Source organism: Anabaena sp. CS-542/02 (assembly GCF_028331085.1).
GTDB classification, from domain to species: Bacteria; Cyanobacteriota; Cyanobacteriia; order Cyanobacteriales; family Nostocaceae; genus Anabaenopsis; species Anabaenopsis arnoldii.
The window spans coordinates 1-17,244 of record NZ_JAQMTM010000026.1 but is presented as its reverse complement, the minus strand read 5'-3'; the positions used below and the strand labels follow the sequence as shown (position 1 = coordinate 17,244).

Here is a 17,244-nt window from a genome sequence, read left to right as displayed (position 1 = left end):
TGGTGGTAGTCTTTTTCAGAAACTTAATTGGAACACAATCGCGTCTGGCTAAGGCGTGCAAGTCTACTGAGGGATAACCGCTCCCATGCCCCCTTTGAAGTAGAAAGTAAAGTCTAGCTTTGTCTAGGTTTTATATAGCAGAATGACATCCTCAAGATCGCCGTAGTCAATCGTTATCAAAACAGACCACCTGCTATGGGTCTGATCCACAATTTTGGACTACAACGAGGAGCGATCGCCTCCAGTGTTGCCCATGATTCTCATAATATAGTAGCGGTGGGTACAACGGATGAGGAAATCTCTAGGGCAGTGAATGCAGTCATTCAAGCCCAAGGAGGTATTGCTGTGGTTGAAGGTAAAACCGTCAAAGTGCTTCCCCTACCGGTGGCTGGATTGATGAGTGCTGGTGATGGTTACAGCGTAGCCGAGGAGTATGCACAACTGGATACTTTGGCAAAAGATCTAGGTTCCAACCTTTCTGCACCTTTCATGACCCTGGGCTTTATGGCGCTGCTGGTAATTCCTGACTTAAAACTCAGTGACCAAGGCTTATTTAGCAGCAACAACTTTGAATTTGTCTCACTTTGGGTATAGCAAATATGACATTTGCGCCTTTGCGCCTGGGGGTGAATCCTGATTGAGATAATTGATCAATAAATAGTTGCGATCGCACCCTAGGATTCGCTAGGATCTGTAAGCTTTAGGGTATAAGCGAAGCTACTGGGGTTAATCAACAGATGATGCCGCTAAAACCCAAGTTAATCAAATTTTACACTGAAAAACAAAAACGATGGCCAAACGTGTACAGTTAGTTTTAAATCAAGATATTAGCAAGCTGGGAAAATCCGGCGACTTAGTGGACGTAGCTCCCGGCTATGCTCGTAACTATCTCATTCCCCAAAAGTTGGCAACCCATGCCACTCCTGGTATCCTCAAACAAGTAGAACGCCGTCGGGAGAAAGAGCGTCAACGCCAATTAGAACTGCGTCAACAAGCTTTAGAGCGAAAAGCAGCTTTAGAAAAAATTGCTAGCTTGCAAATTGCTAAACCCCTGGGTGAAAACGAAGCGATTTTCGGGACAGTAACTACCCAAGACGTAGCAGAAGCGATCAAAACAGCTACCGGTGAAGAAGTTGATCGCCGTGGTATTTCTATTCCCGATATTAACCATCTTGGGACTTACCAGGCCGAAGTCAAGCTACATTCTGATGTCAGCGCTCAGGTCAATATTGAAGTTGTAGCCAGTTAAATTTTGGTGTTGTGTGGAGTACAGACGCGATAGCTACCGCTGTGCGTCAGCCATATAATCGCGTCTGTACAAGATGTCCCAACTTTTCTTAAATGGCTTATGTCTGAAGAACTGAGTTTTCAAGGTAATGGTAGCGATCGCCTACCACCCCAAAATATTGAAGCAGAAGAAGCAATTTTGGGGGGAATTTTACTAGATCCAGAAGCCATTGGGCGAGTAAGCGATCGCCTCTTACCCATAGCCTTTTATATCAGCGCCCACAAAGATATCTATCAAGCGGCGCTGCGCCTTCATGCTCAAGGTAAACCCACAGATTTACTCTCAGTTACCAGTTGGTTAGCCGATCACGATCTCCTCGCCCGCATTGGTGGGAGAAATAAATTAGCTACTCTCGTAGACCGCACAGTGTCAGCTGTTAACATTGATGCCTTAGCCGGTTTGGTGATGGAAAAGTACCTGCGACGGCAATTAATTAAAGCTGGTAACGAAATTGTTCATCTTGGTTACGAGACAGAAAGCGAACTACCGATAATTTTAGACCAAGCAGAACAAAAAGTTTTTGGTGTTACTCAAGAACGTCCCCAATTAGGTCTAACTCACATTTCTGATACTCTGATTAATACCTTTCAAGATATTGAAACTCGCCACCAAGGTATTGCCTTACCGGGAATTCCTTGTGGTTTCTATGATTTAGACTCCATGACCACTGGCTTTCAGCGTTCTGATTTAATTATCATCGCCGGTAGGCCATCAATGGGGAAAACGGCATTTTGCTTGAATCTGGCTCACAACATTGCAGCTGGTTATAAATTACCAATTGCCTTTTTCAGCTTGGAAATGTCCAAAGAACAGCTAGTACAGAGACTATTAGCCAGTGAAGCGGGGATTGAAACTGGTTATCTGCGCAGTGGACGCATTAGTCAAACACAATGGGAACCTTTAAGTCGTGCCATTGATAAACTTTCAGACCTCCCCCTTTTTATTGATGATACAGCTAATATTACCATCACCCAAATGCGTAGTCAGTCCAGACGACTGCAAGCAGAACAAGGAACAGAATTAGGATTAATTGTCATAGATTATTTGCAATTAATGGAGGGTGCAGGTGATAACCGCGTGCAAGAACTATCCCGAATTACTCGTTCTCTCAAAGGTTTAGCCAGGGAATTATCTGTACCAGTAATTGCCTTATCTCAGTTGAGTCGTGGTGTAGAAGCGCGTACCAATAAGCGCCCCATGTTGTCAGATTTGAGAGAAAGCGGCAGTATTGAGCAAGACGCGGATTTAGTTGTCATGTTATACCGCGATGATTATTATAATCCCGACAGTCCAGATCGAGGAATTGCAGAAATCATTATCGCGAAACACCGTAACGGTCCGACAGGAACCATAAAACTTTTATTTGATCCCCAGTTTACCAAGTTTAAAAATTTAGCGAAACAAGGTCATTATTAGTAATAATTAATAATTAATTGGGAATTGGGAATTGGGAATTGGGAATTGGGAATTGGGAATTGGGGAAAGAAGAAATAGGCTTAATGCTCCCACACTTCCATCCCCTTCCCTGATAGCGTTTTCAGGTTTAGTGAGGAACCCGAATTATCTGTGTCCATCTGTGGTTAATTAACCCTTAAAAGTACCTCACCAAACAGATAACTGCTATATTTCCTACTTAATACCCAGTAATTCCACGTCAAACAGCAAAGTAGCGTTGGGTGGAATCACACCACCAGCACCACGGGAACCATAACCTAACTCCGCGGGAATGATTAACTGACGACGACCGCCTACTTTCATGGTACTTAGTCCTTCATCCCAACCTTTGATCACCTGTCCGATACCGATTTTAAACTCGAAGGGACTATTGCGATCGCGTGAGCTATCAAACTTCTTACCATTTTCTAAAGTACCGGTGTAGTGAACTACAACGGTTTGTCCCCGTTCAGGACTCGCCCCAGTTCCCTCTTCCAATTCCACATATTTCAATCCAGATGGATTAGTTACAACACTGGTATCAGACATACTATTACTCGCAATCAAGGTTTGGTTTTTGGTGACACTCGTGGGTGCTGGTGTAGTTTCTGTTAAATTAGCGGCAACAGCAGAGTTGACTTTATTACCAACTTGTGCTAATACCAGAACTAAAACACAAACCAGCATGAAACCCACGCTGAGAAAAATTGATTTCAAAATTAGCTCTCCCTAATGAGGCAACCTGACATTTTTCAGATGATCAAGAGGACACAATTTAGTTTAACGCCAAAGCTTATTTTCTAAATCACGCACTTGACGCTCTAAACGGTCAATTCTACCCCGTAATTCATCCACCTCAGATTGACGAGCAACGCCGAAATCCTGCATAACATTCCGCATTTGTCGCTGCATTTGCTCTTCCCAGTTTCCTTGGTCTGACCTTAACTGCTGTACAATATCATCCATGACGGCCTTAGCTTGCTCAGGATCGAGTTTACCGTCCTTGACCAAATCGTCACTGACTTGGCGCATTTTTTCAGCTACCAAAGACGTTGTACCAATACCTAGCATCATTAACTGTTGCAACCAATTATTACTATCCATACTTTCTTCGGTGTTCCTTATTCTCCGCTAGCTGAGTTTGACTGTTGAGTCTAGTCATCAAGCTATGCTGGAAAAGTTGTGATTTTAGCCTACATTTCTATTTTGGCAAATTCTGAAAAACAGAAAGGAAATTAAATAGTGTGGTGATAGAACTCCTGAAATTTCAAGTTACCCGAGAAGCGCGAGCAAATTACATCCAGAAGGATAGCGAAATTTGGACAACAACCCTGGCTAAGTATCCAGGATTTTTGGGTAAAGAAGTATGGACTAACCCCAATGACCCCACAGAACTTATTTTAATTATTCGTTGGGCAACAAGAGAACAGTGGCAAGCCATACCCGGAGAGGATTTACAAATAATTGCAGCCAAATTTACCCAAGCCATGGGCGAAACCTACCCAATTGTCGAATCAGCAGAGTTTCAAGTGGAAAAATTTCTGGTTACCTAAGAGGATGTTTGATAAGTTTTCAACAGGTAATTTTTATCTTAGGGAACACCGGAACAGGGAACAGGGAACAGGGAACACACAAAAAACAATCAAATCCAGTCCCCTCCCCTTACAAGGGGAGGGTTAGGGTGGGGTAAAAGAATATTCGATACACTAATCATGACTTGACAAACATCCTCTAAGTATAAATACTAGATAAATATAGCAGTTCTCTGTTTGGTAGGTACTTTTAAGGGTTAATTAACCACAGATGGACACAGATAATTTAATTTGGTTTCCTCACTAAAGGTGGAAACGCTATAGCAGTAACCACAAGTGTTAGGACATTTCCCTGTTCCGGTGTTCCCTGTTCCGGTGTTCCCTTAAAACCACAATTATGATGTCCTAACGTGTATGCGTAGTGGTATAGATGATTTTTCCCAGTTTGCTGTGGTTCATTTGTCCCCCATCAAGAGAAGCACGCCCAAAATGATTTGAAAGTTGTAGCATAGAAATCAAGTATCAATTTTTGATTATTTATGTCTGCTACGCCTCTTGTTTCTCAGGTAAATTCAGTTAAATCAGCAATAATTCCGCCCCTACTAGGTGCTTCTGTTTCCGAGTTAAGCGCGTGGGTACAACAGCAGGGACAGCCAGCTTATCGAGGTAAACAGCTGCACGATTCGATTTATCATCAGGGTGTGCGATCGCTAGCTGATATTTCTGTCTTTCCTAAACAGTGGCGTGCAGAACTTGCAGAAATCCCCATTGGACGTTCAACTATACATCATCGTGCTGTTGCACCGGATGGCACCATAAAATATCTGTTACGACTTGCAGATGATCAAATCATTGAAACTGTTGGTATTCCCACGGCAAAACGGCTGACAGTTTGTGTTTCTACTCAGGTAGGTTGTCCCATGGCCTGTGATTTCTGCGCTACTGGTAAGGGTGGCTACACTCGCAACTTAGAAATACATGAAATCGTCGATCAAGTATTGACGGTGCAAGAAGATTTTCAGGAACGGGTTAGCCATGTGGTATTTATGGGGATGGGTGAACCGTTATTAAATACTGATAATGTTTTAGCATCTTTAAGATGCTTAAATCAAGACGTGGGTATTGGACAGCGATCGCTGACTGTTTCTACCGTTGGTATTCGCGATCGCATCCGTCAATTTGCCCGACAGAATTTACAAGTCACTCTAGCTGTGAGTTTGCACGCACCCAACCAAGCACTTAGAGAACAACTCATTCCCAGCGCCCGACCATATCCTCTAGAAGACTTGTTAGATGAATGTCGGGAATATGTGGAAATCACGAGAAGACGTATATCTTTTGAATATATTCTCCTGGCTGGGTTTAATGACCTACCAGAGCACGCTTTACAACTAGCAAAATGTCTGCGGGGATTCCAAAGTCATGTGAATTTGATTCCCTACAACCCCATCCAGGAAGTTGACTACAAGCGCCCCAAAGGCGATCGCATTCAAGCCTTTGTGAACGTTCTCAAACAACAAAAAATTGCTGTGAGTGTCCGCTATTCTCGTGGTTTAGAAGCTGATGCTGCTTGTGGACAACTCCGGGCTAGTAAGTAAGTGTTTACCTAACTTTAGCACTCAATTGTTTTGTGACAGAAATACCAGGTGCATAAGCCTCAATTACTTTCCCGGTCAAGGTGCAACTGATCATCAAGTAATCGCAACTTGGGCATTGTGTCCTGGTTAAGTGACTATCAGTAATATAGTGTCTTTCCGCATCACTGCCGCAATTTGGGCAGTGAACTTTTTGGACTGTATTCATTTTTAAACCCCTGGTTGTAACTATTTATTAATTGAGAAGGCAAGAATTTTAAATTTATATGCAGCAATAAGAAACTTTGATATTGGTTGATGCTTTTCCTGAAAGTTTGAAATTGAGGTTTTTATTGTCTCTGTATGCTATCCTATTTTTACAAAATTACCATCTTACTTTAGATATAGAAATCAAATTTTCACTTATAGATTTGTTAGAAAATGAGTGATCCCTATGATTAATCGTTTGAGAGAGCTTGGTTTTATAGTGCGACTGATATGTTTTAACAGCCTTTATTGTATTGAAAAAGTAACAGTGATAAATTACTGTATCCTCTGTAACAAAATTTCTCTTTTAAGATTTAGTTAAGGTTTGATGTAAAAATTGAAGAGATATTGAAGAGATCATTTAAATCCTGCTAGGAATTCCAGCAGGTTAATAATTGTTAATTATTGTGATGGGGATGGAAATAATTGTAAATTGCTTGGGCTAACCTCGGTCCAATCCCTGGAACCTCAGCTAGTTGTGCAGGTGTGGCTTGTCGGATGTAATCAACGGAGCGGAAATGTCCTAAAAGCTGCTGTTGTCGATGATGTCCTAACCCGGGAATCTCATCTAAACGCGATCGCTTAAATTGCTCACTACGTTGTTGACGATGAAAACTCACAGCAAAACGATGGGCTTCATCTCTTAACCGGCGCAATAACTTTATTCCTGGTTGTTCCGCGTCAGTTTCTAAAGGTTGAGACTCTGCGGGTAAAAAAATCTCTTCTCGTTGCTTGGCCAAACTGACAACCCGCAAGTCTGCTAATAAATTCATTTCCCGCAGAACAGCCACCACCGCCGATAACTGACCTTTACCGCCATCAATCATAATTAAATCAGGCCAATCGGGATTACCCACCCTGGGTAATTGTGGGTCGGCGCTATACTGACGAAATCGCCTGTGGATAACTTCAGCTAAACTGGCAAAATCATCTGAATGTCCAGTTGTCACCGTGGGGTTTTTGATTTTGTAGTGGCGATAGTGCTGTTTACCAGGTAACCCATCAATAAACACAACTTGGGAACCCACAGCATTAGACCCCTGAATGTGAGAAATATCATAACCTTCCATGCGGTGGGGTAAATCTGGTAAATTAAGAATAGCGGCTAAATCTGCCATGGCTTCATGGTTGCGATCGCCTAACTTCTGCATTCTCTGTAATTCATACTCAGCATTGCGCTGGACCATCTCAATTAATTCTGCCTTAGTTTGGCGCTGGGGTACTGAAATTGTGACTTTTCTCCCCTTGCGTTGAGTCAAGATATCCGCCAATATTTCCCCATCTGGTAACTCGTGCTGTACTAAAATCTCTGTGGGAATTTCCACCGCATCAGCAGGTTGATAATGCTCTTCTAAAACTCGCTGTAAAATCGCTCCCGGTTCAGCATGACTATTGGCGACAAATGCCAACCGTCCTACGAGTTTCCCGGCACGAATCTGAAATAATTGAATACAAGCGTGTTCTTTGTCAGTTGCCAGTGCTAAAGCATCCCGTGAAACTGTATCATCTGGTAAGGAAACCTTTTGATCAGCGGTTAAGGATTTTAACCCGGATATTTGATCACGAATCCGCGCCGCTAATTCAAAGTTTAAGGCTTCAGCTGCGGTTTGCATTTGTGCTGTGAGAATATCAATCAATTCCTGGGTTCTTCCTTGGAAGATCATCGCCACCTTTTCTACAGTTTTGCGGTATTCTGCGGGGGAAATTAACTGTTGACATACACCCGGACATCGCCCTAGGTCATAATTCAAGCAAGGACGGTCTTTAAACAGTGGTTGGCGTCGTTGTCGCAGTGCAAAAATGCGTTTAGATATGCTTAATATTTCTCGTAATAAACCTGTATCTGTATAAGGACCGTAAAACTTATCTTGAGCGTTACCTAGTTGACGTTTGCGAGTGATGAAAATCCGGGGATAGTCTTCTGACCAAGTAATACAGATATAGGGATATTTTTTGTCATCTTTGAGTAAAACGTTAAAATATGGCTGATGCTGCTTAATTAAGTTGGCTTCTAGGGCTAATGCTTCGGCTTCGGTATCGGTGACAATAAATTCAATCTCCGTCACCTGCTGAACCATGGTAGCTGTACGATGACTTTTGTGATTTCCCTCGCGAAAGTAGGAACGAACACGCGATCGCAATTTCCGTGATTTCCCTATATAGATAATGCGATCGCTCCGGTCGCGCATCAAATAAACACCCGGTTCCGCGGGGATTTCCCCAAGACGGGCTGATAAACGTTCAGGCTCTTTAATCAGTGGTAGTGTTTTATCAGATACATTCACGGTTCAAGTTAGGTAATTTGAGAATATACCTAACTTTATTTTAAGTTTATGCTGGGTGTGAAGTTTGAAGAAATTTAGCAATTCTCTCCACAGCGGTTTCCAGTAACGGTGGTTCATGTACCAAAGCAAAGCGGACATATCCTTCTCCAGATTTGCCAAAACCAGCACCCGGAGAAGCTGCTACACCAGTTTGTTTGACTAACTCAGTGCAGAATTCCACAGAATTTTGATCCCAAGGGGAGGGTAACTTAGCCCAGATGTACATTGTCGCTGCGGGGGTGGGTACTGGCCAACCGATACGGTGTAAAGCGGTGATAAACGCATCCCGACGTTTAGCGAAGGTATTAACAGCATCTGTGACTCCCCCTTGAGGTCCTGTAAGGGCGGCGATCGCACCATTCAAAATACCGCGATACTGATTAAAATCAATGGCTGCTTTGACTTGGCGTAAAGCCTGAATTAAGTGGGGATTACCGATGGCGTAGCCTATACGGAAGCCCCCCATATTATAGGACTTAGAAAGGGTAAAAAATTCAATAGAGACACTTTTATCTGGGTCAGCTTGCAGCACAGAAGGTACATTGTCAGTTTCCCCAAATACCAAATCCACATAGGGGAAATCGTGAACTAGAACCAAATTATGTTCCTGACAGAAAACCACAGCCTCTTGGAAGAAAGATAAAGGAGCGATGGCGGTCGTAGGATTATGAGGATAGCTCAATACCATCATCCGGGATTGGGCCAAAACATTTGCTGGAATCTCCGCAAATACCGGCAAGAAATTGTTTTCTGCCCTTAGTGGCATTGGGTATATTTGACCACTAGCTAAATGTACTCCCCCCGCGTGGGATGGGTAGCCCGGATCTAATAATAAGGCGAAATCCCCTGGATTCAGGACTGCTAAGGGTAGATGGGCTGTACCTTCCTGGGAACCAATGAGGGGCAGCACCTCTGTCTCTGGGTCGACTTTGATACCAAATTTTTCTTGATACCAGTGAGCAGCTGCTTGGCGAAATCCTTGAGTGCCGTGAAACAATAAGTAACCGTGGGTACTCGGGTCAGGGAGAGATTTGGCTATGGCTTCAATTACGTGGGGTTGAGCTGGCAAGTCCGAAGATCCTAAGGACAGGTCAATTAACTGCCTTCCTGCTGATAAAGCCACAGCTTTCGCTTTGTCCATATCAGCAAATACATTGGATTGCAGGGGTTGTAAACGGTTAGCAAACTGCATATTAGTCATTAGTCCTTAGTCATTAGTTAGCTACTGCCCCTAGACTAATTATTACTTAAGTGTTCATCTAAAAACTGAAGTAATCTGTCTTTGCCAATCGCTCCTTCTGTGGATGCTAATAGCTTTTCTCCCTGAACGAGTCTAAAGGCTGGTACACCTTCTACTTGGTAGTTTTTCACGGTGGTGGGGTTAGGATCGACCTCCATTTTAACTATTTTCAGGCGATCGCTGTATTTGGTAGCCGCAAGGTTAATTAAGGGCGACATCAATTTACATGGGCCACACCAGGAAGCCCAAAAGTAAACTAACACAGGTTGCTCGGACTGCAATACTTCTGATTCAAATTCATTATCAGTTATGGTGATTACGCCTTCACTCATGACAGTCTCCATTAAGTGACATTAATCAAAGTTCACACACAATACTTTATCTTAAAAGTGCTGGATACTGTTATTAATGATGGTGATTAGAAGCGAAAAATAGTTGAATGCTCATGTAACATCCCACAACTTAGGTTGTGGGAATTACGTACTAGTAAGGAAATATGCCTTAGATTTTATCTATTTCATCTAATTGCCTTTTCAGGGCTTCTAAGTCGGCATCAACAACATCATTAGATTTGGCGGTGCTGCTGTCTTGTTTTGGTGATATTTGTGGTTGGTTGGGTGCTGCCGCAGGTGGTAGCATTTGTCGCTTTAATGCTGCTAACTCATCATCAACATCGCTACTTTCCAACTGGGCAAATTGGGTTTCTAAATCCGCACCAGCCAACTCCGCTCCGGCTTGGGCGCGAGCTTCTTGCATCAAGACCTTTTCTTCCATGCGCTCAAATGCAGCCATGGCGCTGCTGGTACTCATCCCCCGCACCATACCTTCGAGTTGCTCTTGGGCTTTGGCAGAGGTAATGCGAGCTTTGAGCATTTCTTTTTTGGTTTTGGCTTCAGAAATCTTGCTTTCTAGCTGCATTAAGTTGCGCTTGAGGGTTTCAGTTTGAGTGGTTTGCTGATCTAAGCTAGTTTTGAGAGCCAGACTGGTATCACTAAAACTCTTTTTACGTTCCAGAGCTTGTCGTGCTAGGTTTTCATCGCCCTTTTGCAGGGCTAGTTGAGCATTGCGTTGCCACTTGTTGATTTCATTTTGGGACTCATTGTACTGTGTCTGAGTGCGTTTTTGAGCAGCGATCGCCTGAGCTACACCTTGACGCAACTGTACCAAGTCTTGCTGCATTTCCAGGATAGCTTGTTCTAGCATTTTTTCTGGGTCTTCAGCTTTATTCACCAAGTCGTTGAGGTTAGAACTGACTACTCGTTTAATCCGATCAAATAATCCCATAATTTTTTTTCCTTTGGCAGTGGACGCGTTTTGTGATTAAGTTTTCTTTTTTACTATTTTAGTAGCTGTCTATTTCAATGTAATTTTTCCGGCTTGGTTCCCTACCTCCCGACGCCCGTTATTTTTTAAGATATATCCTAAATGTGCTCATTGCCCAATGTTTAGCGGTCTTGACTCTCAGGTAATTGCTGTTGATTGAACACCTGACCTTTGAGGGCTGCTAATTCCCTGTCGATGTCACTAGCAGCTTCTAGGGAGTCGAATTGTTTTTGTAAGTCGTCAGTACCCAGTTGCGCCATGGCTTCTGATTGGGCTTCAATTTGCAAAACTTTATCTTCCATGCGCTCAAAGGCATTGAGACTACTGGTAGGGGAGGTAGTATCGAGCATATCCTGGAGTCGCACAGCAGCCTCAGCGGAACGGGCGCGAGCTATATACATATCTTTTTTGGTTTTCGCCTCGCTGATTTTTAACTCTAGCGATCGCATATCCTTTTTTAGTCTAGCTACTATGTCATTTTGCTGCTCTATTTGAGTAGATAGAGCCGTAGCCGTTTCTTGATAAGCTTTGCGTTTAGTTAAAGCTTCCCGTGCTAAAAGTTCATTTCCTTGTTGTAGTGCTAATTGAGCGCGGCGATACCATTCTTCTGATGTTGATTGTGCGCCAGCGGCCTGTCTTTCGGTGCGTTTTTGAGTGGCGATCGCCTGTGCGACTCCTTGTCGTAATCGCACCAAGTTGTCCTGCATCTCCATGACGGCTTGTTCCAGAATTTTCTCTGGATCTTCGGCACTACCTAGCAAGCTATTGATATTAGCGCGAATTATCCGCAGGATACGCTTGATAATTTCCATGTTGACTCTCCATTGATGTTTTGTCCACAGTGCCGTGGAATGGAAACTAAGTACTAGGCAAAAAGAATGCAATATCCAATACCCATGGACTCAGCCGAATAAATATTGTCTTCATCCTATCCTAGACTTTTACCTTCCTGGGGGAATATTTAAACCTGGTGTGTTTTAGCTGAAATATTTGTCTGCCACAATTTTAAATAGGTCTGAAAAAATTTCAATCTCTCAAGATGTCGTTTAAGTCAGTTAATCATATTTTAGATGGTCTAAAACAACAAGCCAAATGGCAAGAGCAACCCTTGCAGCGCTTGCTAGAGTTATGGCCAGATATTGTGGGAAAAGTGGCTGCTACCCATACGCGTCCGTTATCAATTCAGCGTCATGTTTTATTCGTAGCAACTTCTAGCGCTGCTTGGGCGCAGAACATGACATTTGGACGCACCGCTGTGCTTTTAAAGTTAAATCAAAATTTGTCTGAGCCGTTGGTAGATATTCGCTTTTCCACTAAAGATTGGCAGCCTCTTCCAGATTACTTACAGCCCATAAGCATTATCCCACAGGAGCATCCCAGTTATCTGGGTGATGTCAGTACTTCACCGAGTGAGACTACACCCACTATTGAGAATCCCAAGATGGCTTTTGCATCCTGGGCTAAAAGAATGCAAGGGCGATCGCATGGCTTACCCCTTTGTCCACAGTGTCAATCTCCCACCCCACCCGGTGAACTCCAGCGTTGGGGTATGTGTTGTGTTTGTGTTTCCAAGCAGTTTTAAATCTTTATGAGTTAATAACTATATGAGTTTATTTTAAAGTCTGCCTTTATCCTGAATAAACTGGGAGATTTCATGACACCGACCCTACCCGATTCATCAATTTAGGATTTAATTTAAATCCATGATGCTAACTTTATCTTTGATCCCTAGCGGTTTTTAGTCTTAAATAAGCGTGTAGCCACTCCTGTGATCATTTACATATATAACAAGAATATAAAGAGATCGTAAAGTTGATCCCCGGGTGGGGATCGCTGAAACCTAGGTAAAATAATGACTTTTTGGTGATATTACCTATTTATATATAAAGGCACAATATAAGAACAATAGAAATTAATCATAAATTGCATTTAAAGATGAACCCCAATGAAACCCATTAAATCCTTGACATCTGCCTGTAGATATTGTCGTCATTACCAGCCAGAAGGTCGCCGAGGCGGAATGTGTCAGAAGTTAGGAAGCCCCGTACAAGCAAGTTGGAAAGCTTGCTCTTTGGCGCTTCCACCTTTTGCACCTTCTTGGGAAACGTTGGAAGATGCTTGGGGTTTACCAGATGCAACAAGAGTTTTAGGTTCTTCACCAACTCTGGCTACACATCCAGAGAATACTATTATTGCCCCTGTAGAGGAAATAACTACCTACACTTCCCAGGAGGCTAAGAGTCAGATGGTGCAAATATAGTATTTATCTAGCGATTAAGTATCGACATTTTAAGGTAGCCAAGGAAAGGTGCGAAAATTCGGGGGACGTTTTTCTAAAAAGGCTTGTTTTCCCTCAGAACCCTCTTCTGTCATGTAATACAGTAAAGTGGCGTTTCCGGCCAGTTCTTGTAAACCAGCTTGTCCGTCACAATCAGCATTGAATGCTGCTTTTAGACACCGAATTGCAATCGGACTTTTTTCTAAAATTTCTTGCGCCCATTGAATACCTTCAGCTTCTAGTTGTTCTACTGGGACAATACAATTAATTAAACCCATATCTAGAGCTTGTTGTGCATTATATTGGCGGCATAAAAACCAAATTTCCCGTGCTTTTTTTTGTCCCACAATACGGGCGAGATAACTAGCACCAAAACCACCGTCAAAACTGCCTACTTTAGGGCCAGTCTGTCCAAAAATAGCATTATCCGCGGCAATGGTGAGGTCACAAATCAAGTGCAGCACGTGTCCACCACCCACAGCATAACCGGCTACTAAAGCAATTACCACTTTTGGCATAGAACGAATCAGGCGCTGCAAGTCTAAGACGTTTAAGCGGGGGATCCCAGCATCGTCAACATAACCGGCCTGTCCTCGGACACTTTGATCTCCCCCAGAACAGAAAGCGTATTTACCATCCGTGTGTGGTCCCGCACCAGTAAATAGAACTACGCCTATACTAGTATCTTCTCGGGCATCACAGAAAGCGTCATACAGTTCAAAGACGGTTTTGGGACGGAAGGCATTGCGTTTATGGGGACGGTTAATGGTAATTTTAGCAATGCCATCGGTTTTGTGATACAGTATGTCTTCGTAGTTTTTGGCTATTTGCCAGTTAATGTGCATGATGTATATAGTAAGATGAGAATTGAGAATTTTATGTGAGTAACTTTTGGATCTTGTGGTGTGGGCATATTGCCCGCTGCTAGTTTACCCTACAAGAGATGCACTGCAATATCTAGCGCTAATTTCTCTAAACTTTCTTTTCTCCACTGAGCATCTAATTTTCTATTTGTCCTGACTTCTAAAACTCTAATTCCCTTATTTGGTAAAACAGACAATTTCTCTTGTAACTGTTCCCAAGAACTAATCAACTCATGGGTTACATTGTATGTAGCACATAACCGAGCAAAATCTATATTCTGGGGAGTGGCAAAAAATTCTTCAAATGGTGGGTCAAATTTGGCTATGGGTAACATTTCAAAAATACCCCCACCATTGTTATTAATTAACACAATGGTCAAATGTCCTAGGAATTTGTTTTTAATTAAAAATCCGTTGGTATCATGTAATAAGGCCAAGTCCCCTGTTAACAGCACACTACTTTGCTGATGGTGTGCAATTCCTAATGCTGTGGATAGTATGCCATCAATGCCATTTGCACCTCGGTTAAAATAAGGTTGCACACCTAAATTATTCGGTTTCCAGAAATATTCTACATCCCTGACCGGCATACTATTAGAAATAAATAAGGGTGTTACTGGGGGGAGATTTTGCGAAATTACCCACGAGATTTTACTTTCAATTATTTCGTCTATATTCGCAAATATTTCATCAATATTTTTTCGTAATTGTATTTCTAGATAACACCATTTTTGTAAATAAATCCCTGGGTGACTATTCACTGCTCCCCGGTCATATATATTTTCTACAGATATCCTTAAGTGTGTGGTTTTTCCATGTAAAGGGTCTAGGTCTTGATAACTACTATCAATTATCCAGTATTGGGGTTGGGTCGTAGATAGCCAGTGACGTAGTTCTTTACTGGTAGGCATTTCGCCAATTTGAATTACTATTTCTGGGGTTAATTCTTGGGCAAGTTTCTGATTACGTAAAATGATGTCATAGGTGGAAATTAAGTATGGGTTGAGGCTAGCATAATTTCTGAGTGGGGAAAGTCCCTCAGCTAAAACAGGCCAGTTGAGTGTTTGGGAAAGATGGGCGATCGCTTGACAATATTTCTCGGCTTTTTGGGGTTGAGCAACACCGGCGATGATGATCCCGCGTTCAGATTGTAACCACTGTTGGGGAATGGGGAATGGGGAGTGGGGAATCAGGTTAGTCTTTCCTATACCTGCAAAAAATGTTTCTGGGTGTAAGTTTGACTGTAAATTCCTCAAGTCAGTTCCATCGGGAATCGGTGCGAGGGGGTCACGGAAGGGAATATTTAAATGAACTGGCCCCTGTGTGGGAATTTGACAGCGCTCCCAAGCATGAATGACGGTTTGTCGGAGATAACCGAGCATTTTCAAGTCTGGGGAGGGTATAGCTAACTCTGCTTGCCAGTTTGGGTAATTACTATATAATTTTACTTGGTCTATGGTTTGCCCAGAATGACAATTTCTTAATTCTTGTGGTCGATCGCTGGTTAACACTAACAATGGTACACGACTTTCTTGGGCCTCAATGATTGCGGGGTAAAAATTCGCTCCTGCGGTTCCAGATGTGCAAAGCAATACTACAGGAACTCCGGTGGCTTTGGCTCTTCCCAAGGCGAAAAAAGCGGCTGAACGCTCATCAAGAATAGAAATGGCTTCAATACCAGGTATTTGCTGGACAAAGGCGACTACTAAAGGTGTAGAACGGGAACCAGGACAAATGACTACGCAGTTCAACCCCAAGCGTTTGAGTGTTTCGGTCAATATGTAAGCCCAAAGTTGATTAACATTCTGATAGGCTGGTGTTAAATCAAGCATAGCCATCCTATCATTTGAAATTCTCTGGCAAATTTCTCTGGGAAAGTTGAACTTTTCCAGTCTCCGCTAAATGTCAAATTTACTCTCAAGGTCTTATGGATTGCATTCATTTAACTAATATTCGCTGCTATGGTTACACTGGATATCTACCAGAAGAACAGGTATTAGGACAGTGGTTTGAGGTGGATGTGAAGTTATGGTTAGATATGTCCACCGTTGCTAAGACTGATGCCATTGAAGATACTATAGATTATCGCGCTGTCATTAGTTCCATACAACATCTGGTAAAAACAGCTAAGTTTGCTTTAGTAGAAAAATTAGTAAGTGTGATCGCTGATTCTATGCTGGAAAAGTGCGATCGCGTCACAAAAGTGCAAGTGATTCTCAGTAAACCCGCCGCGCCTATTCCTGATTTTGGTGGCAGAATTAGTGTTGAAATGACTAAAACCAGGTAAATGCTCACCACTGCATCTCTTGGGGTAAAAAAATACCATACTGGGATCATAAGTATTGATGTTTAGGATTTCCTTGGCAGCATCAATATAGCAGCTTGTATGAATTCAGAGATTTTATTGCCTTTTCAGATCATGTTCAGATATTATTCTGACGATTTCCTCCCAAATCGTCACGGGGTTAAAAGGTTTGGTAATCACTCCAGCAACACCCATTGTGCTAAAATGCTTCCGATCTTTTGACAATACCTTTGCAGTTACTAAAATAACTGGTATCAATTGGGTAGCAGCATCAGCTTGTAACTTTTCCCAGACTTGAAAACCATCCATATCTGGCATAGATACATCTAATAAAATTGCATCGGGGGATTCTAATTTAGCTTTGAGTATAGCTTCTTTTCCGGATGTGGCTACAATTGCTTGCCAAAGGGCAAACTTTTCTAAAGATACTCGTAAAACAGCACAAATATCTTTTTCATCATCGACAATCAAAATTTTTTTTGTCATAGATATTTTATCGGTATAGTAAAGTAAAATGTACTACCACTATTCAGTACACTTTCTGCCCAAATTTTACCCTGATGTTCTTCAACAATGCTTCTACAAATTGCCAGACCCAAACCTGTACCACCTTTTTGGCGAGCGTCGGATACATCAACTTGTTGAAACCTCCCGAAGATCGCTTCTAATTTTTCTGGGGGAATACCTTTACCTTGATCTGTGATGGTAAACAGAATATCTTCCTCACTCATACTTACTGACAATTCCACAGTACCACCAGGTCGGGAAAACTTAATGGCATTCCCTAATAAATTCGTTAAGGTTTGCAGAATGGCT

At 42.5% G+C, this 17,244-nt stretch carries 20 protein-coding genes; 8 read left to right on the top strand and 12 right to left on the bottom strand.

Annotation, left to right across the window (positions count from 1 at the left end):
* Positions 1 to 147: 147 nt before the first annotated feature.
* The 3 genes from PN447_RS02455 (at position 148) to dnaB (ending at position 2,704) form a co-directional block, all read left to right on the top strand.
* On the top strand, positions 148 to 594 hold the full coding sequence (locus PN447_RS02455) for an adenine deaminase C-terminal domain-containing protein (protein ID WP_271760532.1): 447 nt from the start codon (positions 148 to 150) through the stop codon (positions 592 to 594).
* Positions 595 to 790: 196 nt separating this feature from the next.
* Positions 791 to 1,249 carry a 50S ribosomal protein L9 gene (gene rplI, locus PN447_RS02450; RefSeq protein ID WP_271760528.1) on the top strand — a complete coding sequence of 153 codons (459 nt, stop codon included), beginning with the start codon at positions 791 to 793 and terminating at the stop codon, positions 1,247 to 1,249.
* 99 nt (positions 1,250 to 1,348) lie between these two features.
* Positions 1,349 to 2,704 (top strand): replicative DNA helicase, encoded by a 1,356-nt coding sequence (dnaB, locus tag PN447_RS02445; protein WP_271733600.1) that lies wholly within the window; start codon positions 1,349 to 1,351, stop codon positions 2,702 to 2,704.
* 213 nt (positions 2,705 to 2,917) lie between these two features.
* Here the strand turns inward: dnaB and PN447_RS02440 are convergent, their stop codons facing one another.
* Both PN447_RS02440 and PN447_RS02435 read right to left on the bottom strand, forming a co-directional pair.
* Complete coding sequence (locus PN447_RS02440; protein ID WP_271760527.1) at positions 2,918 to 3,439, bottom strand: FKBP-type peptidyl-prolyl cis-trans isomerase; 522 nt, start codon at positions 3,437 to 3,439, stop codon at positions 2,918 to 2,920.
* Between the two features lie 63 nt (positions 3,440 to 3,502).
* The gene (locus PN447_RS02435; RefSeq protein WP_271733597.1) at positions 3,503 to 3,826 is read right to left on the bottom strand and encodes a phasin family protein; all 324 of its coding nucleotides are present in this window, start codon (positions 3,824 to 3,826) and stop codon (positions 3,503 to 3,505) included.
* 140 nt (positions 3,827 to 3,966) lie between these two features.
* Between PN447_RS02435 and PN447_RS02430 the strand changes: the two genes are divergently transcribed.
* Both PN447_RS02430 and rlmN read left to right on the top strand, forming a co-directional pair.
* Positions 3,967 to 4,275, top strand: coding sequence for a TIGR03792 family protein (locus tag PN447_RS02430; RefSeq protein ID WP_271760526.1), 309 nt, complete (start codon positions 3,967 to 3,969; stop codon positions 4,273 to 4,275).
* Positions 4,276 to 4,793: 518 nt separating this feature from the next.
* Positions 4,794 to 5,852 (top strand): 23S rRNA (adenine(2503)-C(2))-methyltransferase RlmN, encoded by a 1,059-nt coding sequence (gene rlmN / locus PN447_RS02425; protein ID WP_271760524.1) that lies wholly within the window; start codon positions 4,794 to 4,796, stop codon positions 5,850 to 5,852.
* A 4-nt stretch (positions 5,853 to 5,856) separates the two neighbouring features.
* Here the strand turns inward: rlmN and PN447_RS02420 are convergent, their stop codons facing one another.
* From PN447_RS02420 to PN447_RS02395, 6 genes are all read right to left on the bottom strand, one after another.
* A complete protein-coding gene (locus tag PN447_RS02420; protein WP_271733594.1) occupies positions 5,857 to 6,057 on the bottom strand; it encodes a replication restart DNA helicase PriA in 201 nt (66 codons plus the stop codon).
* Positions 6,058 to 6,493: 436 nt separating this feature from the next.
* A complete protein-coding gene (gene uvrC / locus PN447_RS02415) occupies positions 6,494 to 8,380 on the bottom strand; it encodes an excinuclease ABC subunit UvrC (protein WP_271760522.1) in 1,887 nt (628 codons plus the stop codon).
* Positions 8,381 to 8,426: 46 nt separating this feature from the next.
* Positions 8,427 to 9,611 carry an LL-diaminopimelate aminotransferase gene (locus PN447_RS02410; RefSeq protein WP_271760530.1) on the bottom strand — a complete coding sequence of 395 codons (1,185 nt, stop codon included), beginning with the start codon at positions 9,609 to 9,611 and terminating at the stop codon, positions 8,427 to 8,429.
* A gap of 44 nt (positions 9,612 to 9,655) precedes the next feature.
* On the bottom strand, positions 9,656 to 9,991 hold the full coding sequence (locus tag PN447_RS02405) for a thioredoxin family protein (RefSeq protein WP_271760521.1): 336 nt from the start codon (positions 9,989 to 9,991) through the stop codon (positions 9,656 to 9,658).
* A 169-nt stretch (positions 9,992 to 10,160) separates the two neighbouring features.
* Entirely contained in the window at positions 10,161 to 10,943 is a 783-nt protein-coding gene (locus tag PN447_RS02400) for a PspA/IM30 family protein (RefSeq protein WP_271760519.1), read from the bottom strand.
* A 161-nt stretch (positions 10,944 to 11,104) separates the two neighbouring features.
* Complete coding sequence (locus PN447_RS02395) at positions 11,105 to 11,794, bottom strand: PspA/IM30 family protein (protein ID WP_271760517.1); 690 nt, start codon at positions 11,792 to 11,794, stop codon at positions 11,105 to 11,107.
* A gap of 227 nt (positions 11,795 to 12,021) precedes the next feature.
* Between PN447_RS02395 and PN447_RS02390 the strand changes: the two genes are divergently transcribed.
* Positions 12,022 to 12,564 carry a DUF721 domain-containing protein gene (locus tag PN447_RS02390; protein ID WP_271760516.1) on the top strand — a complete coding sequence of 181 codons (543 nt, stop codon included), beginning with the start codon at positions 12,022 to 12,024 and terminating at the stop codon, positions 12,562 to 12,564.
* Positions 12,565 to 12,927: 363 nt separating this feature from the next.
* The gene (locus tag PN447_RS02385) at positions 12,928 to 13,242 is read left to right on the top strand and encodes a hypothetical protein (RefSeq protein ID WP_271760514.1); all 315 of its coding nucleotides are present in this window, start codon (positions 12,928 to 12,930) and stop codon (positions 13,240 to 13,242) included.
* Positions 13,243 to 13,271: 29 nt separating this feature from the next.
* Here PN447_RS02385 and menB read toward each other — a convergent pair whose 3' ends face one another.
* Positions 13,272 to 14,105: a 1,4-dihydroxy-2-naphthoyl-CoA synthase gene (gene menB, locus PN447_RS02380; protein WP_271733586.1), complete on the bottom strand. Its 834-nt coding sequence runs from the start codon at positions 14,103 to 14,105 to the stop codon at positions 13,272 to 13,274.
* A gap of 89 nt (positions 14,106 to 14,194) precedes the next feature.
* The gene (gene menD / locus PN447_RS02375) at positions 14,195 to 15,955 is read right to left on the bottom strand and encodes a 2-succinyl-5-enolpyruvyl-6-hydroxy-3-cyclohexene-1-carboxylic-acid synthase (protein WP_271760512.1); all 1,761 of its coding nucleotides are present in this window, start codon (positions 15,953 to 15,955) and stop codon (positions 14,195 to 14,197) included.
* 95 nt (positions 15,956 to 16,050) lie between these two features.
* Between menD and folB the strand changes: the two genes are divergently transcribed.
* Positions 16,051 to 16,410 carry a dihydroneopterin aldolase gene (gene folB / locus PN447_RS02370; protein WP_271760510.1) on the top strand — a complete coding sequence of 120 codons (360 nt, stop codon included), beginning with the start codon at positions 16,051 to 16,053 and terminating at the stop codon, positions 16,408 to 16,410.
* Between the two features lie 114 nt (positions 16,411 to 16,524).
* Here folB and PN447_RS02365 read toward each other — a convergent pair whose 3' ends face one another.
* Positions 16,525 to 16,914: a response regulator gene (locus tag PN447_RS02365; RefSeq protein ID WP_271760509.1), complete on the bottom strand. Its 390-nt coding sequence runs from the start codon at positions 16,912 to 16,914 to the stop codon at positions 16,525 to 16,527.
* Positions 16,911 to 17,244: sensor histidine kinase (locus tag PN447_RS02360; RefSeq protein WP_271760507.1), on the bottom strand; the 334-nt coding region annotated here is incomplete at its 5' end. The genes PN447_RS02360 and PN447_RS02365, both read right to left, overlap by 4 nt.

What these genes read in the sequence shown, in the direction of transcription:
- rplI (WP_271760528.1), top strand. Translation starts at nt 791, where the DNA reads ATGGCCAAACGTGTACAGTTAGTTTTAAATCAAGATATTAGCAAGCTG.
- dnaB (WP_271733600.1), top strand. Translation starts at nt 1,349, where the DNA reads ATGTCTGAAGAACTGAGTTTTCAAGGTAATGGTAGCGATCGCCTACCA.
- PN447_RS02435 (WP_271733597.1), bottom strand. Translation starts at nt 3,826, where the DNA reads ATGGATAGTAATAATTGGTTGCAACAGTTAATGATGCTAGGTATTGGT.
- rlmN (WP_271760524.1), top strand. Translation starts at nt 4,794, where the DNA reads ATGTCTGCTACGCCTCTTGTTTCTCAGGTAAATTCAGTTAAATCAGCA.
- PN447_RS02420 (WP_271733594.1), bottom strand. Translation starts at nt 6,057, where the DNA reads ATGAATACAGTCCAAAAAGTTCACTGCCCAAATTGCGGCAGTGATGCG.
- PN447_RS02410 (WP_271760530.1), bottom strand. Translation starts at nt 9,611, where the DNA reads ATGCAGTTTGCTAACCGTTTACAACCCCTGCAATCCAATGTATTTGCT.
- PN447_RS02405 (WP_271760521.1), bottom strand. Translation starts at nt 9,991, where the DNA reads ATGAGTGAAGGCGTAATCACCATAACTGATAATGAATTTGAATCAGAA.
- PN447_RS02400 (WP_271760519.1), bottom strand. Translation starts at nt 10,943, where the DNA reads ATGGGATTATTTGATCGGATTAAACGAGTAGTCAGTTCTAACCTCAAC.
- PN447_RS02395 (WP_271760517.1), bottom strand. Translation starts at nt 11,794, where the DNA reads ATGGAAATTATCAAGCGTATCCTGCGGATAATTCGCGCTAATATCAAT.
- PN447_RS02390 (WP_271760516.1), top strand. Translation starts at nt 12,022, where the DNA reads ATGTCGTTTAAGTCAGTTAATCATATTTTAGATGGTCTAAAACAACAA.
- PN447_RS02385 (WP_271760514.1), top strand. Translation starts at nt 12,928, where the DNA reads ATGAAACCCATTAAATCCTTGACATCTGCCTGTAGATATTGTCGTCAT.
- menB (WP_271733586.1), bottom strand. Translation starts at nt 14,105, where the DNA reads ATGCACATTAACTGGCAAATAGCCAAAAACTACGAAGACATACTGTAT.
- menD (WP_271760512.1), bottom strand. Translation starts at nt 15,955, where the DNA reads ATGCTTGATTTAACACCAGCCTATCAGAATGTTAATCAACTTTGGGCT.
- folB (WP_271760510.1), top strand. Translation starts at nt 16,051, where the DNA reads ATGGATTGCATTCATTTAACTAATATTCGCTGCTATGGTTACACTGGA.
- PN447_RS02365 (WP_271760509.1), bottom strand. Translation starts at nt 16,914, where the DNA reads ATGACAAAAAAAATTTTGATTGTCGATGATGAAAAAGATATTTGTGCT.